This is a genomic window from Actinoplanes sp. NPDC051494, assembly GCF_044454705.1.
Classification (GTDB): domain Bacteria; phylum Actinomycetota; class Actinomycetes; order Mycobacteriales; family Micromonosporaceae; genus Actinoplanes.
Genome location: NZ_JBITDZ010000013.1, coordinates 68483 through 84173, shown reverse-complemented (window position 1 = coordinate 84173; position 15691 = coordinate 68483). Strand labels below are relative to the sequence as shown.

Sequence of the window (15691 nt, the reverse complement as noted above, 5' to 3'; positions counted from 1 at the left end):
TCAGGCCCGTTCCCGGTTCGCCCGGTGCGGGCCGGCGAGCCAGTCCTGCTCGAGCCGCGCGTCGACCGGGTCCTCGCCCAGCCGCAGCGCGTCGATGTAGGCCCGGTCGGCGGCGAGGCGGGCTGGTATCCCACGGCCCTCGGCGACGGCCCCGTGGCCGGGGATCAGGACGTCGACCTGCCGGGCGGCGGCATCCAGCCGGTCGAGTGCCGTGCGGTAGGCGTCCACCTGACCGGGCCGGCGCGGGTCGAGGAGCGGGATCAGCACGTCGGAGAGCATGTCCCCGGCGATCAGGACGCCCCGGTCCGCGAGCAGCAGCGCGGCGTGCCCGACCGCGTGCGCCTCGTGCTCGATGATCTCGCCCGGCAGGGCCCCTCCGTCCTCGGGCAGCGGGGTGAGCAGCCCGATCAGCTCGAGCGGGATGCCCGGCGCGCTCTGCTCCGCCATCGCCCGCGCCCGCTCCCGGGCCTCACCGGCAACCTGAGCGCAGCCGGGGGTGGCGTACCGGGGCACATCGCCGAACCGGGAGTGCCAGAGCAGGTGGTCCCAGTGCGGATGGGTGGAGAACCCGGCCACCACCGGGACACCGAGCCGCTCCACGTCGTCGGCGAGCTGGTCGAGATCGGCGCCGTCGATGCCGGGATCGACCAGGACCAGCCCGTCCTCGCCGCGCACCACGACGGCATTGCTCCAGACCCACTCGCTCTGCCGGACCCAGACCCCGTCAGCCACCTGCTTCAACATCGGTCCACTGTGTCATCTGTCCCCACCCGATGCGCATGGTCACACGCCGGTGAGTCGCTGGATCGTCGCGGCGATCGATCTCGGCAGCTGAGCGTGACGTGTCAGGCCGGCCCGGGAGGTGTCACACCCGGCGCAGGACCGAGACCACCTTGCCGAGGATGACCGCCCGATCACCGTCGATGTCGTCGTAGGCCGGGTTGCGCGCCTCGAGGACCACGTGGCCGGCCCGCCGGCGGTAGACCTTGACCGTGGCCTCCTCGTCGATCATCGCCGCCACGATGTCGCCGTTGTACGCCTCGTGCTGCTGCCGGACCACCACGATGTCACCGTCGCAGATGGCGGCGTCGACCATGGAGTCACCCCGGACCGTGAGGCTGAACAGCGTCCCGCGCCCGACGAGATCGCGGGGGAGTTCGAGCATCTCCTCGGCGTGTTCCTCGGCGAGGATCGGGCTTCCGGCCGCGATCACGCCGACCAGCGGCACGCCGACGGTATTCCGGTCGCGCTGCGCGGGGATGGCCGGTTCGAGGAACATGCGTACGTCGATCGGGCGGGTCACCGTTCGTCCGCGGCTGAGGAATCCGGCCTCCTCGAGCGCGCGCAGGTGGCGGCTGACCGAGGACGTGGAGGCGAGGCCCACCGCGTCGCCGATCTCGCGGGTGGAGGGGGAGTAGCCGTACCTGATCGCCCATCTCTGGATGACCAGCAGGATCTCCCGTTGGCGAGCGGGCAGCCGGGACGTGTCGAGATCCTCAGTCGGTGGCACCGCTGGATTCTGCCTCATCGGCGCCGGTTGCCTGGTGAGGCGCGCCGCAGACCTCGACGCGGACCCCGGCGCCGGTGAGGTGGGCGATCAGGTCGGCGGGGGCGGTGGGGTCGGTGACGAGGACGTCGATCTCCTCGAGTCGGCAGACCAGGGCCATGGCGCTGCGGGTGAACTTGGCACCCTCGGCGATGAGGACCGTGCGTGCCGCGGACGCCCGGATGGCCTGTTTGACCGCGGCCTCGGCCGGGTCGTAGGCGGTGACGCCGACCGCGGGTGCGGCGGCGCAGCAGGTCAGGACCGCGGTGTCGAAGCGCAGCCCGGCGAGGGTCCGTTCGGCGAGGGGGCCGACGATGGTGCCTTCGCGCATGCTGACCGAGCCGCCGGGCAGGATCAGGTTGACGCTCGGGCTGCCGGCGAGGGCGGCGATGGCCTGCACCGAGAACGGCATGGCGGTGATCCGGCGCCGGGCCAGGGCGGTCGCGGCGGCGGCTCCGGTGGTGCCGCCGTCGATGGCGACCGCCTCGCCGTCGGCGATCAGGCCGTCGACCACCGCGGCCATCCGTTGTTTGAGGGCGATGTCGTCGACGGCCCGGGCGGTGAACGGGAGGCCTTCGCCACGCAGGACGGTGGTGACCGCGCCGCCGCGGACCCGGCGGAGTGCCCCGGCGGCGGCGAGCTGGTCGAGGTCGCGGCGGATGGTGATCGGGGAGATGCCGAGCCGTTCCGCGAGCTCCGGGACCTCCACCCGGCCGTCGCGGTGCAGCGCGTCGAGGATTTCTTTCTGGCGCAGCTGATTGCCCATGGCCACACTTTACCTTACGGTGATCAAACGATCGTTCTCGACGATCAAACGATCAGATCATCTGGGGGTACGGGTGTCCGAGCCGCAAGTGCTGACCGACCGGCGGGAGCTCGCCCGCTGGCGCAACGCCATCATCATCGCGTTCGCCATCGGTGGTCTCGCGCTGGCCACCTGGGGACCACGCCTGCCCGACCTGCGTGCCGACCTGGACCTGAGCACCGGGTCCATCGGCGTGCTGCTGGCCGGCGTGACCGTCGGGTCGGTCGCCGGGCTGCTCGCCTCCACGCCGCTGCTCGGCCGGCTCGGGGCCCGCCGGGCGATCACCGGTGCCGTTCTGCTCATCGCGGTGGCGGTCACCGTCATCGGCGCCGGTGCGGCAATGCTGCACTCGATCCCGGTCGTGGGCGCCGGGTTCGTGGTGGTCGGCTTCGCGATCGGCTGCCTGGACGTCATGATCAACGTCGAGGGGGCGGCGATCGAGAAGGCGGCCGGCCGTACCCTCATGCCTCTCATGCACGCCGCCTGGCCGGCGGGCGCGGCCGCCGGATCGGGCATCGGCGCCGCGTGCGCCTGGCTGGGGATCAGCCCGGCCTGGCAGTTCGCGGGAACGGCGATCCTGATGGCCGGCACCGCCCTGGTGATGGCGGGCGCCATCCCGCTGGGCGCCCGCGACGGCGAGGAGGCCTCGGACGAGAAGATCCCGGTCGCCGAGAGCCTGCGCCGCTGGCTGCGCGGCTGGACGGACTGGCGCCTGCTGCTGATCGGCCTGCTCGTGCTCGGCGCCGAACTCGGTGAGGGCTCCGCCAACAACTGGCTCACGCTCGCGGCCAAGGACGGCCACGGCCAGGCGTCCGCGGTCGCCGCGCTCTTCTTCACGGTCTTCGCGGTCGGCGAGACGCTGGCCCGCGTCGCCGGCGGCCCGCTGGTCGACCGGCTGGGCCGGGTGCGCACGGTACGGATCACCTCGGCGCTCGGCGTTCTCGGCGTGGCCCTGTTCATCCTGGCCGGACACCCGGCACTGCTGCTGATCGGTGTCGTGCTGTGGGCGATCGGGGTGTCCATGGGCTTCCCGCTGGGCATGTCCGCGGCGGCCGACAGCGGCCCCAACGCGGCCGCCCGGGTCAGCGTGGTGGCGACGATCGGCTACTTCGCGAGCCTGGCCGGGCCGCCCGCGATCGGCTTCCTCGCCGAGGGGACCAGCCTGCTGACCGCGCTGTGGCTGGTGGCGCTGCTGCTGGCGTTCGCCTCCGTCGGCGCCGGCGTCATGCGGCCCCGGACCGCGCGGTAGCGGACACCCACCCGGGTTTGAGTACCCGCACTCATCCCGGGTGCGGTGGCGGCGACAAGACTCATCGGCATGACTGAACACGCCAGCCCTCTTCGCGCCGACCTGACCACGTTCCCCCGCACGCTCGGCTGGGTGGCCGGCCTCGCGGTGCTCTCCGGCGGTGCCTACTGGGCGCTGCTCGGCTGGGACTCCGAAAAGGACTTCCACCCGGACACCAACTCGTACACCGGTCCCTGGTCGGCCTGGCAGGTGCTCGGGCTCGCCGCGATCGTCGGCCTGCTCGCGTTCGCCGCGGGCCGCGCCGGCCGCCCGGGCCTGGCCACCGCGGTCATCCCGGTGGCGATCACCACGGGCTTCGTCGTCACCGCGTCCACCGACCCCCAGGGTGACGGTCTCTGGCCGATCGGCGCCGCGCTGGTGGCGCTCGGTACGGTGGCCGGCGTGGTCCTGGTCGCCTACGTGACCCGCGCGCTGTCCCAGCTCCGCCGGCCGTCCGCCGCTTCCTAGGGGCCGACGCTCCACAGTGGCCTCGGGTGGCGGAGATGGAACGCGGCGCGGTCACCCGGCCCGGAACGGCTCCCGTGCCGCAGCGGCCGGGTTCGCGGACGTGAGCGGCACCGGCAGCCGGGGCCGGGTCCCGGCGGGCACGCTGTCGAGCAGTTCGCCGACCTCGTCCGGGGTCAGCGGGTACGCGAAATGGTGCCCCTGAGCGGTCCGGCAGCCGAGCAGCGTCAACTCGGCGGCCTGGGCGGCGTTCTCGACCCCCTCGGCGACCGTGTCCAGGTGCAGCAGGTGGCCGAGCCGGACGACCGCCTCCGCGACCGCCGAGCCGCCACCCGTCCCGTCGAGGTCCGCCACGTACCGGCGGTCGAGCTTGAGCGCGTCCACCGGCCGGTTCGTGAGCTGGTGCAGCGAGGAGTTCCCGGAGCCGAAATCGTCCAGGGCGACGCGGACGCCGAGGTCGCGCAGCACGCCCAGGCGCGGGGTGGCCGCGCCCGCGGTCTCGGCCACGTCGAGCGTCAGGTCGCCGGGGTCGAACCCGGTCTCGCGCAGGGCGGCGAGCACGTCCGCCACTGTGCCGTCGTGCTCGAGCTGGCGTGGTGACAGGTTGACCGACAGGCTGAGCCGGCCCGCCGCACTCATCCGGCGCTGCCAGCGGCGGACCTGACGGCACGCGCGGTTCAGCACCCGGCGGCCGATCTCGTCGATGAGCCCGGATTCCTCGGCGAGCCGCAGGAAGCGTTCCGGCGGCAGCAGCCCGTGCGTGGGGTGGTCCCAGCGCACCAGCGCCTCGACGCCGACCAGCTCGCCGGTCTCCAGCGCCACCACCGGCTGGTACAGCAGGTGCAGCTGGTCGCGCTCGACCGCGTCGCGCAGGTCGTCCTCCAGCGTCGCCGCCGCGTTGTCCGGGTCGTGCAGGCCGTCGACGTACAGCCGCCAGTTCGCCGTCCGGTCCCGCTTCGCGTGGTACATGGCGGTGTCCGCCCGGTGCAGCAGCGCGTCCGTGCCCACCGCCTCGCCGATCGCCAAGGCGATGCCGATGCTGGCCCGCGGCTGCAGGTCCCGGCCGTTCACCTCGACCGGGAGGGCGAGCTCGGCCAGGATGCGGGTGGCCACCGCGACGGCGTCGTCGACCGTGGTGATCCGGGTCAGCACCACCGCGAACTCGTCGCCGCCGAGCCGGCCGACGGTGTCCGACCCCAGCACACAGCGGTGCAGGGCGCGGCCGACGGCGACCAGGAGCGCGTCGCCGGCCTCGTGCCCGTACGTGTCGTTGACCTTCTTGAAGCCGTCCAGGTCGAGATAGAGCACGGCCAGGTCGTCCCCGAGGGTCAACCGCGCGGCCAGCGTACGGATCAGCTCGCCCCGATTGACCAGCCCGGTCAGCGCGTCGTGGGTGGCCTCGTGCTGCAGCTGGTCCTGGAACGCCCGGCGCTCGGTGACGTCCCGGTGGTTGATCACCAGTCCGGCCACCGCGGGCCGGTCGGTGAGGTCACGGACGGCCAGGTCGTGCCAGTGCCAGGTGTTGTCGGCGTGCCGCAGCCGGACCTCGGCCCGGTAGTCGTCGGGATCGCCGTCGCGGTAGCGGTGCCGGTCGTCGGGGTGGATGAGGTCCGGGTACCGGGTGCCGGTCAGGTCGTCCGGCCGGAATCCCATGATCCGTTCCACGGCGGCGCTGACCGACACGACCCGGCCGGCCCGGTCGACCACCGTGACGATGTCCGAGCCGTCCTGCACCAGCGACTCGTAACGTTCCGCACCGGCGCGCAGGGCCCGTTCCGCCGCGCCGCGGACCGCGTCGGTCTCGGCCTGCGCGCGGGCCGCGAACCGCCAGTACACGATCTGGACGGCACAGCAGCCCAGTACGAACCCGGCGTGCAGTGCGGCGAGCTGGATCCACTCCTGGTCCGCGCCGTGGTCGGAGTACAACATCGACGGGTCGAGCATGCCCATGACGAGGTGGTGGGCGATCACCAGGACCACCGCCAGCGCCAGCGGCAGCCCGTCCTGATAGAGGCTGATCAGGCCCACCATCAGGAAGAACGCGAAGTGCAGATCGGTACGCCCGCCACCGACCTCGGTCAGCGCCGCCGCGGACAGCAGCAGGCCCAGCGACACGGTGACCGCGGCGGCGCGGCGGTTCCGGATGATCAGGCTGCCCAGCGCGCAGACGACCAGCACCGCCTGGACGATCCGGGCCGCCAGCTCGGCGGCCGGCGCGGCGTCCATGTGCGGGCCGTGCCACCACGCCACCAGCGCGAGAATCGGGAACTGGGCCCACAACACCACGCGCAGCGCGTTGTGGCGGGAACGGAACGCCTCGTCCGACAGCCGGACACCCACCGCGCCTCCTGGGGGAACTCACGGGTGGTGACACGCCACCCGTGAGCCCCATCGGCAGGTCCGCCGGTTTGCTGAGGTCACGCCGTGCGGACCCGCAGGGCGGTCCGGGCCGGCCGGATCCGCGTGGCGGTGGCGTCGAGCACCTTCCAGGCCGCGGTGGTGGTCGTCGCGGCGGTGGCCCGCTGGGTGTGCAGGTCGGCGCGGACCGTGCGGGCCAGGTGCAGGTCGTGCCAGGCACGCTGCTCCTCGGCGACCGCCCGGCGGTAGCCCGCGCCGCGGTGCGCGACCGCGGCCCGCAGCACGGCGAGCTCCTGGTCGAACGGGTCGAGCCGGGCGTCCCAGCCACGGCCCGCGTACGCGTCGGCGACCGCGGACACCGGCAGGTCGCCCCGGTCCGCGGCGGCGCTGACGGCCCGGTGCAGGTAGCGCTCCCGGCCGGCGTACTCGGTGGGGGTGGGCACGCTGAACGGCTTGCGGAACGCGGTCGCGGTCAGCACCCGGTCGAGCCGGTCCTGGGCGTCCTGCCACGCCTGCCAGCCGGTCTCCACCGCGGCCTCGGTGTCCGTCCAGCGGGTCTGCCACAGCTCGGCGGCGCGTTCGGCGCGGCGGGCGGCGACGTCGAGCTCACCGGCCCAGCGCACGGTGGCCGCGGCCTCGGCCCGCCGCCGCCGGCGTTCCGTGCACATCCGGTGGATCGCCCCGACCGTGTGCCGGAACGCCCGCCACGGGTGCCCGGGACCGTCCGGGCCGGCCAGCACGACGAGCGCGGGCAGCGTGAGCACCCACAACATGCCCCAGATCATCGCGGGGGCGGGCTGGTTCAGGAAGATCTCGGCGACATAGTTGGACATGGTGCAGCTCCGTTCGTCGGTCACGTGGGAGCCGGGCGGGGCCGGCGGGGGAACTCACACGTGGACGGACGGCGGTGCACGGGATCCGGGGACCCCGGTGGAGAACTGAGCGGTGAGGACGCCCGGTCGCACGACGACGGCCTCGCCCCGGACCTCGGCCGGGGGAGCGAGGCAGACCCCGGGCGGCGCGGCGGCGTCCGCCTCCACCAGCGGTGCGGCCGTGGACGTGGTGGCCTGGGCCGTGGTCGCGGCGGCGGCCTGCGCGGCGGGCGCGTTCCCGGTGGGAGGGCCGGCGGCGAGGTGGGGCGCGGCGACGGCCGAGAGGGCCAGCGCGAGGAAGGTGGACAGCACGCGCCGGAGGAAGCCCCGGGCGAGATCCGTCACCATGTGGCCACCCTACGCTGTCGCGTGGGGTGGAGCTGCGAGGGCGAGGGCCACAACCGTCCACACGTCAGCCTTTGGGGGTCCTCGCCGGGGGAACGTCCCCGCCGGCCGCTATGCCGCGGGCTTGGGTGACGGGCGCCCGTCGAGGGCCACGAAGTGCAGGCCGCGGGCCTTCAACTGGGGGATGACCGCCTTCAGGGCCGCGTACGTCTGGGAGCGGTCGCCGCCGCCGTCGTGGCAGAGCAGAATCTGGCCGGGCCTCGCGGTCAGCATGCGGTGGGTGATCGCATCGGTGCCGGGGCGGGTCCAGTCGCGGGGGTCGTTGTTCCAGTCGAGCGGCACGAGCTGGTGCGCGGCGGCACTTTTCAGCAACGATGTGCCCCAGTCGCCGCCGGGGGAGCGGAACAGCGTCGGTGTCTGCCCGGTGGTGTCGTGGATCGTCTCCTGCCCGCGGGTCAGCTCCCGGTCCAGCGTGCGGTGCGACTTCTTGGACAGCCGCAGCGGGTGGCTCCACGTGTGGTTGGCGATGTGGTGGCCGTCGCGCACCACGTCCCGGGCGGTCGCCTCGTGGCCGCGGATCTGATTGCCGATCATGCAGAACAGCGCGGGTACGTGGTGCTTCTCCAGCAGTCGCAGGATCTTCGGTGTCCACACCGGGTGCGGCCCGTCGTCGATGGTCAGCGCGACGGCGTGACCCGGGAACGCGGGGCCGGTGACGACCTTGCGGTAGTCGGTGAGGGTGAAGACCGGGCGGTTCAGCGTCGGCAGCGGCCTGGGCTTCGGTTTCGGCTTGTGCGAGGCGCCCGCCGGGCCGGCCGGTCGTGGGAACGCCGAGGCCACCGTCCTGCGTGGCCCTGGCGGGGACGCGGATGCCCCGAGCGCCAGCGCCCCGGCGACGATCGACCCGGCGGTGCCCAGCAGGCGACGGCGAGTGACGGGATCGGAGGGAAGGTGGCCGATGTTCACGACTCGGCAACATAGCAACGTGGATCAAGTTCACGAAATCGGGCACTCCGCGTGGTGTTTTGTCACCGACAGTAACGTCATGGCCGGTTCCGTGGGGGTGTCGGGAATGCCCGACGGCTTTTGTAGGTTTCCTACAAACCTGCGGCTCTGGCACGCTGGCGTGCGGCATTGGTTACCGGTCGGTAGTCGAGCACAGTGCAGGTAGTCAGCGTGCAGGTATCTGGGAGGCTCAGCCGGTGTTCAGTCGTGTCGCCATCGTCAACCGTGGTGAGGCCGCGATGCGGCTCATCCATGCTGTCCGGGATCTTTCGGCGGAAACCGGGACGCGGATGGAGACGGTCGCTCTCTACACCGACGCCGACCGCAACGCGACGTTCGTCCGGGAAGCCGACATCGCCTACCCGCTCGGCCCGGCCGCGGCCCGGCCCTATCTCGACCTCGCGGTCCTGGAACGCGCGCTGCTGGCCACCGGTGCCGACGCCGCCTGGGTCGGCTGGGGCTTCGTCGCCGAGGACCCCGCGTTCGCGGAGCTGTGCGACCGGATCGGCGTCACCTTCGTCGGCCCGAGCGCGGACGCCATGCGCAAGCTCGGCGACAAGATCGGCGCGAAGCTGATCGCCGAGGAGGTCGGGGTCCCGGTCGCGCCGTGGAGCCGCGGTGAGGTCGCCACGCTCGAGGACGCTCTCGCGGCCGGTGACCGGATCGGTTACCCGCTGATGCTCAAGGCCACCGCGGGCGGTGGCGGGCGCGGCATCCGGATGGTCGCCTCCGGCGCTGACCTCGCCGACGCCTACGAGCGCACCAGCCAGGAGGCCCTGCGGGCGTTCGGCTCCGGTGTCGTCTTCCTGGAGCGCCTGGTCACCGGTGCCCGGCACGTCGAGGTCCAGGTCATCGCGGACGGTCAGGGCACCGCCTGGGCCCTGGGTGTACGGGACTGTTCGATCCAGCGCCGCAATCAGAAGATCATCGAGGAGTCCGCCTCCCCGATCCTCGGCCCGGAGCAGACCGCCGAGGTCAAGGCGTCCGCCGAGCGTCTCGCCATCACGGTCGGCTACCGCGGCGCCTGCACGGTGGAGTTCCTCTATCACCCCGGTGAGAAGCTGTTCGCGTTCCTCGAGGTCAACACGCGGCTGCAGGTCGAGCACCCGATCACCGAGATCACCACCGGCACCGACCTGGTGCGGTTGCAGTTGCACGTCGCGGCCGGTGGCAAGCTGGAGGGTGAGAAGCCGGTCGAGTTCGGGCACGCGGTCGAGGCGCGGCTCAACGCCGAGGACCCGGATCGTGACTTCGCGCCGTCGCCGGGCCGGATCGCCCGTCTCGCGCTGCCCGCCGGCCCCGGCATCCGGGTCGACACGGGGGTCAGCGAGGGCGACACCATCCCCGGTGACTTCGACTCCATGATCGCCAAGATCATCGCGTACGGGCGCGACCGCAACGAGGCGCTGGGCCGGTTGCGGCGGGCCATGGCCGAGACGACGGTCATCATCGAGGGCGGCACGACCAACAAGAGCTTCGTGCTGGATCTGCTCGACCAGCCCGAGGTCATCGACGCGAGTGCCGACACCGGCTGGATCGACCGGGTACGCGCCGAGGGCCGCCTGGTCAGCCACAAGCACTCCGCGATCGCCCTCGCGGCGGCCGCGATCGAGGCCTACCAGGACGAGGAGGAGATCAGCCGGCAGCGGCTGCTCGTCACCGCGCATGGCGGCCGCCCGCAGGTGCAGCACGACAGCGGCCGCCCGCTGGACCTCAAACTCCGCGGTGCCGGCTACCGGGTGAGCGTGGCCCGGGTCGGTCAGAAGCGCTTCCGGGTCGGCATCTCCGGTGGCGGCGACCCGCACCGCGCCGACGTCGAGATCGACCGCTACGACGCGCACAGCGGCCAGATCCACGTCAACGGGCGGCGCTTCCGCTTCGTGTCGGCCACCCACGGCCCGATCCACCTGGTCGAGGTCGACGGCACCACCCACCGGATCAGCCGCGACGAGGGCGGCGTGGTCCGCTCGCCGGCCCCCGCGCTCGTGGTCGCGACCCCGCTGGCCGTCGGCGACGAGGTCGAGTCCGGCGCGCCGATCCTGGTGCTCGAGAGCATGAAGATGGAGACGGTGCTGCGCGCGCCGTTCCGCGCCCGGGTCCGCGAATGCCCGGTCTCGGTGGGCAGCCAGGTCGAGACCGGCACCCCGCTGATGCGCCTGGAGCCGCTCGCCGACGAGGGCGCCGAGGAGGAGAAGGTCTCCGGCGAGACCGTCGAGATCGACCTGCCCGCGGCGCCCGCCGTGGCCTCCGCCGCCGAGCGTGCCGTCCGGGGCCTGCAGGACCTGCGCAGCCTGCTGCTGGGCTTCGACGTCGACCCGGAGGACCGCCGCCTGCTGCTCACCGGCTTCCTGGACGCGCGGGCCGGGTCCGGTGGCCGGCTGGTCCCCGCCGAGCTGGACCTGCTGACCGTGTTCGCCGATCTCTCCGAGCTGAGCCGCAACAAGCCCGCCGGTGGCATCGAGGTCGAGCCGGGCAGCCCGGTGCACAGCCCTCGCGAGTATTTCCACAGCTACCTGCAGAGCCTCGACGCCGAGCGCGCCGGGCTCCCCGACGCGTTCCAGGCCAAGCTCAAGCGCGTCCTGGCGCACTACGGCGTCACCGAGCTCGACCGCACGCCCGAGCTCGAGGCCGCGGTCTTCCGGATCTTCCTGGCCCAGCAGCGGATGCCGGCCGACGCGACGGTCGTCTCCGAGCTGCTGCGCCAGTGGCTCGCGGGGTCGCCGCCGCTCGGCGAACTCGGCGAACGCGCCGGGCTCGCCCTGGAACACCTCATCGAGGCCACCCAGGTGCGCTTCCCCGCGGTGTCCGACCTGGCCCGCGGTGTGGTGTTCCGCTGGTTCGCCCAGCCGCTGCTGCGCCGCAACCGGGCCACCGTGTACGCCGCGGTCCGCGCCGACCTGCGCCACCTCGACCAGAACCCGGACGCCCCGGACCGCGCCGAGCGGATCCAGTCCATGGTGGCCGGTGCCGAGCCGCTCGTCCGCCTCGTCGGCCAGCGGATCGGCCGCCCCGGCCGCGACCACGCGCCGCTGCTGGAGGTCCTCACCCGCCGCTACTACGGCAACCGGTGGCTGTCCGACGTGACCGCGAGCCAGGTCGGCGGCTGCCAGTTCGTCACCGCCCAGCACACCGGACCGGCCCGGGTGACCCGGGTGGTCACCACCGCCGTCGACATCGCCGCCCTGCCCGACGCGATCGGCGCCGTCGGCACGCTCGCCGCCGGCGTGCCCGAGCGCGGTCTCGTCGCCGACCTGTACGTCACGTGGGAGGACCAGCCCGACGCCGACACGATGGCGGTCCGGCTCGGCGCGCTGATCGCCGGGCAGGGACTGCCCGCCGGGGTGCGCCGGGTCACCGCGACCGTCGCCGGTTCCAGCGGCGCGATGCACCACCACTTCACGTTCCGGCCCGGCGCTTCCTCGTCGTCCGCCTCGTCCTTCGAGGAGGACCGGCTCATCCGGGGCCTGCACCCGCAGATCGCCGGCCGCCTGCAGCTGCACCGGCTGCGCGAGTTCGACCTCACCCGGCTGCCCTCGGCCGACGAGGAGGTCTATCTGTTCAAGGCCGTCGCCAAGAGCAACCCGGCCGACGAACGGCTCATCGCGCTGGGCCAGGTCCGTGACCTCACCCCGCTGCGCGAGACCGACGGCCGGCTGGTCGCGCTGCCCGCGCTGGAGGACATGGTCTCCGGCTGTGTCGACGCCATCCGGGCCATCCAGGCGCAGCGCCCGCAGAACAAGCGCTTCGACACCAACCGCATCATGATGTACGTCTGGCCGCCCACCGAGCTCACCCCCGACGAGCTCAACACGCTGGTCCAGCGGATCCTGCCGACCACCGCGGGCGCCGGGCTGGAGGAGGTCCAGTTCCTGGCCCGCCAGCGCAAGGAGTCCGGTGAGCTGACCGAGGCCGCGGTCCGGATCACCCTCGAACCGGGCAACGGCGCGCAGCTCGACGTCGGCGCGCCCTCGACCGAGCCGATCCAGCCGCTCGACGACTACCGCCAGAAGGTGCTGCGGGCGGCGCGGCGGGGCAACGTCTACCCGTACGAGCTGACCGGTCTGCTCGGCAGTTTCGTGGAGCACGACCTCGACGCGGACGGCGTGCTCGTGCCCGTCGACCGTCCGAAGGGCCGCAACAGCGCGGCGCTCGTGGCGGGCGTCGTCACCACCGTCACCGCACGGCATCCCGAGGGCATCACCCGGGTCCTGCTGCTCGGCGACCCGACCAAGGCCCTCGGCGCCCTCTCCGAGCCGGAATGCGCCCGGGTGATCGCCGCGCTCGACCTCGCCGAGCGGATGCGGGTGCCGCTGGAATGGTTCGCGCTGTCCGCCGGCGCCCGGATCTCCATGTCCTCCGGCACCGAGAACATGGACTGGGTCGCCGCGGCGCTCAAGCGGATCGTCACGTTCACCCAGGCCGGCGGTGAGATCAACATCGTGGTCGCGGGCATCAACGTCGGCGCCCAGCCGTACTGGAACGCCGAGGCGACGATGCTCATGCACACCAAGGGCATCCTGATCATGACGCCGGACTCGGCGATGGTGCTGACCGGCAAGCAGTCCCTCGACTTCTCCGGTGGCGTGTCGGCCGAGGACAACTTCGGCATCGGTGGCTACGACCGGGTCATGGGCCCGAACGGCCAGGCCCAGTACTGGGCCCCCGACCTCGCCGGCGCCCGCACCGTGCTGATGTCCCACTACGACCACACCTACGTGGTCCCCGGTGAGACCGCACCCCGCAAGGCCACCACGACCGACCCGGCCGACCGCAGCGTCACCGAGTTCCCGCACACGATCGCCGGCAGCGACTTCACCACGGTCGGCCAGATCTTCTCCACGACCCACAACCCCGACCGCAAGAAGCCCTTCGACATCCGTACGGTGATGCGCGCACTGTCCGACCAGGACCACCCGGTCCTGGAACGATGGGCGGGCATGGCCGACGCGGACACGTCCGTGGTGCAGGACGTGCACCTCGGCGGCTGGCCGGTCTGCCTCATCGGCATCGAGTCCCGCTCGGTCCCGCGCCGGGGCTTCCCGCCCACCGACGGCCCGGACACGTACACCGCGGGCACGCTGTTCCCCCGCTCGTCCAAGAAGACGGCCCGGGCGATCAACGCGGCCTCGGGCAACCGCCCCCTGGTCGTGCTGGCCAACCTGTCCGGCTTCGACGGCTCCCCGGAATCCATGCGCAAGCTCCAGCTCGAATACGGAGCCGAGATCGGCCGGGCCATCGTCAACTTCGACGGCCCGATCGTCTTCTGCGTGATCTCCCGCTATCACGGCGGAGCGTTCGTGGTCTTCTCCAAGGCCCTCAACCCGTCCATGACGGTGCTGGCCCTGGAAGGCTCGTTCGCCTCGGTCCTCGGCGGCGCCCCCGCGGCGGCGGTGGTGTTCTCCGGCGAGGTCAACAACCGCACCGCGACCGACCCCCGGGTCAAGGACCTCCAGGCCCAGCTCTCGGCACTCAGCGGAGCAGCCCGCGCCGCCCTCACCGCACAACTGGCCGAGGTCCAGTCCGCGGTCCGAGCCGAAAAACTGGGCGAGGTGGCCGCCGAATTCGACCGCGTCCACAGCATCCAGCGAGCGGTCGAGGTCGGCTCGGTCGACGCCATCATCAGCGCCGCCGAACTCCGTCCCAGCATCATCGAGGCCATCAGCAAGGCAATGACCAGCTGACCGGCAGCCCAGCCCCCGACGACCGACACGGCCGTTCGGGGGCTGGCGCCCGTCCGCGATACTTGTCGTTCGCCCGGATCCCCCGGGCCGGGGGGAGACCGAGGAATGACACAGCCGGCACACCCGGACCAGCCGGCCGAAAACTCAGCCTCGGCGCCGCCCATCCCGGACAAATCACCCAAGCCCGCCCCCGCAGGCGGTCCCAGCGACACCTCCCCAGGTGGTCCTCCCGGTCCTCCCGAGGGCGGTCCCGGCAGCGCGCCCGCAGGTGGTCCCGCTGGCCCTCCCACGAGTGGCCCCGGTGGCGCTCCCGTGGGTGGTCATTCTGGTGCTCCCGCTAGTGGCCATGACGGTGGTCCCCGGGGTAATTCCCCAGGTGGCACTGGCGGCGGTGCCTCCTCAGCTTCCGGCTCAGCCCCCGGTGCTCCTGCCGGTTCCCCCAGCAGCGGTTTCGCCGGTGACTCAGCAGCTTCCGGCTCATCCGGCGTCCCCGGTTCACCCGGCACGCCGGGAGGCGCCGCGGGCCGGGCATCGGTCGGTTCGGCAAGGGTGAACACCCCGCCGGCACCGACGCACCCCACCCCGTCGGCGGCCCCGGCACGTGGCGGCCCGCCGGTCCCGTCGCAACCCGATCCCACACGTGGTCCGGCACCGGCCACCCCGGTCCCGCCTTCGCCCCGCTCACCGGTGGTCCCGGTGCAGGGCAGCCGACCCACTGACCTGTCGCAGGCCCGCCCCGCGGCCGGTTCCGTGCAGGGCAGCCCGGCGGCTGGTTCTGTGCAGGGCAGCCCGGCGGCTGGTTCTGTGCAGGGCAGCCCGGCGGCTGGTTCTGTGCAGGGCAGCCCGGCGGCTGGTTCTGTGCACGGAAGTCCGGCCGCCGGCTCCGCGCAGGCTCGCCCGGCTTCTGGTTCGGTGCACGGAAGTCCCGCTGCAGCTCCGGGGCAGGCTCGCCCCGCTGCAGCTCCGGGGCAGGCTCGCCCCGCTGCAGCTCCGGGGCAGGCTCGCCCCGCTGCAGCTCCGGCGCGGGCCCGCGATGCTGCTGGTGCCGTGCAGGGCAGCCCGGCCGCAGGTTCTGCGCAGGTTCGCCCGGTCTCCGGTTCCGGGCAGGCCCGTCCGCCCGTCGACCAGTCCGGGGGTTCGGTCGCGCCGGCCGGTGTGGAGCGGGGCAGCACGCCGGCCAATCCGCCGCGAGCGGCCGGTTCTGCGCAGATCGCGCTGCCGGCCGGGGGCTTCGCGCGACCGGATCGCCCGGCACCGGCTGCGGCCCCCGCGGGTCATCCAGCCGCGGGTCCTGGCCAGGAGGGTCGCCCGGCCGACGGTTCCGTG

Annotated in this window: 10 protein-coding genes; 3 read left to right on the top strand and 7 right to left on the bottom strand. The window is 73.0% G+C overall.

The window, feature by feature from the left end; translation table 11 throughout:
* The 3 genes from ACIA6A_RS34670 to ACIA6A_RS34660 form a co-directional block, all read right to left on the bottom strand.
* On the bottom strand, positions 1–744 hold the full coding sequence (locus tag ACIA6A_RS34670) for an MBL fold metallo-hydrolase (protein ID WP_396102210.1): 744 nt from the start codon (positions 742–744) through the stop codon (positions 1–3).
* 121 nt (positions 745–865) lie between these two features.
* Positions 866–1528 carry a transcriptional repressor LexA gene (gene lexA, locus ACIA6A_RS34665; RefSeq protein ID WP_396102209.1) on the bottom strand — a complete coding sequence of 221 codons (663 nt, stop codon included), beginning with the start codon at positions 1526–1528 and terminating at the stop codon, positions 866–868.
* A complete protein-coding gene (locus ACIA6A_RS34660; protein WP_396102208.1) occupies positions 1497–2312 on the bottom strand; it encodes a DeoR/GlpR family DNA-binding transcription regulator in 816 nt (271 codons plus the stop codon). The genes lexA and ACIA6A_RS34660 overlap by 32 nt, the downstream gene beginning before the upstream one ends.
* A 73-nt stretch (positions 2313–2385) precedes the next feature.
* Here ACIA6A_RS34660 and ACIA6A_RS34655 point away from each other — a divergent pair, with 73 nt between their 5' ends.
* Together ACIA6A_RS34655 and ACIA6A_RS34650 are read left to right on the top strand one after the other, a co-directional pair.
* Complete coding sequence (locus ACIA6A_RS34655; protein WP_396102207.1) at positions 2386–3600, top strand: MFS transporter; 1215 nt, start codon at positions 2386–2388, stop codon at positions 3598–3600.
* A gap of 69 nt (positions 3601–3669) precedes the next feature.
* Entirely contained in the window at positions 3670–4107 is a 438-nt protein-coding gene (locus ACIA6A_RS34650) for a hypothetical protein (protein ID WP_396102206.1), read from the top strand.
* Positions 4108–4158: 51 nt separating this feature from the next.
* Here ACIA6A_RS34650 and ACIA6A_RS34645 read toward each other — a convergent pair whose 3' ends face one another.
* From ACIA6A_RS34645 to ACIA6A_RS34630, 4 genes are all read right to left on the bottom strand, one after another.
* The gene (locus ACIA6A_RS34645; protein WP_396102204.1) at positions 4159–6444 is read right to left on the bottom strand and encodes a putative bifunctional diguanylate cyclase/phosphodiesterase; all 2286 of its coding nucleotides are present in this window, start codon (positions 6442–6444) and stop codon (positions 4159–4161) included.
* A 77-nt stretch (positions 6445–6521) separates the two neighbouring features.
* Positions 6522–7295: a hypothetical protein gene (locus ACIA6A_RS34640; protein WP_396102203.1), complete on the bottom strand. Its 774-nt coding sequence runs from the start codon at positions 7293–7295 to the stop codon at positions 6522–6524.
* Between the two features lie 54 nt (positions 7296–7349).
* Positions 7350–7682 carry a hypothetical protein gene (locus ACIA6A_RS34635; protein WP_396102202.1) on the bottom strand — a complete coding sequence of 111 codons (333 nt, stop codon included), beginning with the start codon at positions 7680–7682 and terminating at the stop codon, positions 7350–7352.
* Between the two features lie 108 nt (positions 7683–7790).
* Positions 7791–8645: a polysaccharide deacetylase family protein gene (locus ACIA6A_RS34630; protein WP_396102201.1), complete on the bottom strand. Its 855-nt coding sequence runs from the start codon at positions 8643–8645 to the stop codon at positions 7791–7793.
* A gap of 236 nt (positions 8646–8881) precedes the next feature.
* On the opposite strand from ACIA6A_RS34630, the gene ACIA6A_RS34625 reads away from it, so the two are divergent.
* Entirely contained in the window at positions 8882–14365 is a 5484-nt protein-coding gene (locus ACIA6A_RS34625; RefSeq protein ID WP_396102200.1) for a carboxyl transferase domain-containing protein, read from the top strand.
* Positions 14366–15691: the final 1326 nt, after the last annotated feature.

Bases quoted from the DNA above. Each gene is read 5' to 3' on its own strand.
- ACIA6A_RS34670 (WP_396102210.1), bottom strand. From the start codon at position 744: ATGTTGAAGCAGGTGGCTGACGGGGTCTGGGTCCGGCAGAGCGAGTGG.
- lexA (WP_396102209.1), bottom strand. From the start codon at position 1,528: ATGAGGCAGAATCCAGCGGTGCCACCGACTGAGGATCTCGACACGTCC.
- ACIA6A_RS34660 (WP_396102208.1), bottom strand. From the start codon at position 2,312: ATGGGCAATCAGCTGCGCCAGAAAGAAATCCTCGACGCGCTGCACCGC.
- ACIA6A_RS34650 (WP_396102206.1), top strand. From the start codon at position 3,670: ATGACTGAACACGCCAGCCCTCTTCGCGCCGACCTGACCACGTTCCCC.
- ACIA6A_RS34640 (WP_396102203.1), bottom strand. From the start codon at position 7,295: ATGTCCAACTATGTCGCCGAGATCTTCCTGAACCAGCCCGCCCCCGCG.
- ACIA6A_RS34635 (WP_396102202.1), bottom strand. From the start codon at position 7,682: ATGGTGACGGATCTCGCCCGGGGCTTCCTCCGGCGCGTGCTGTCCACC.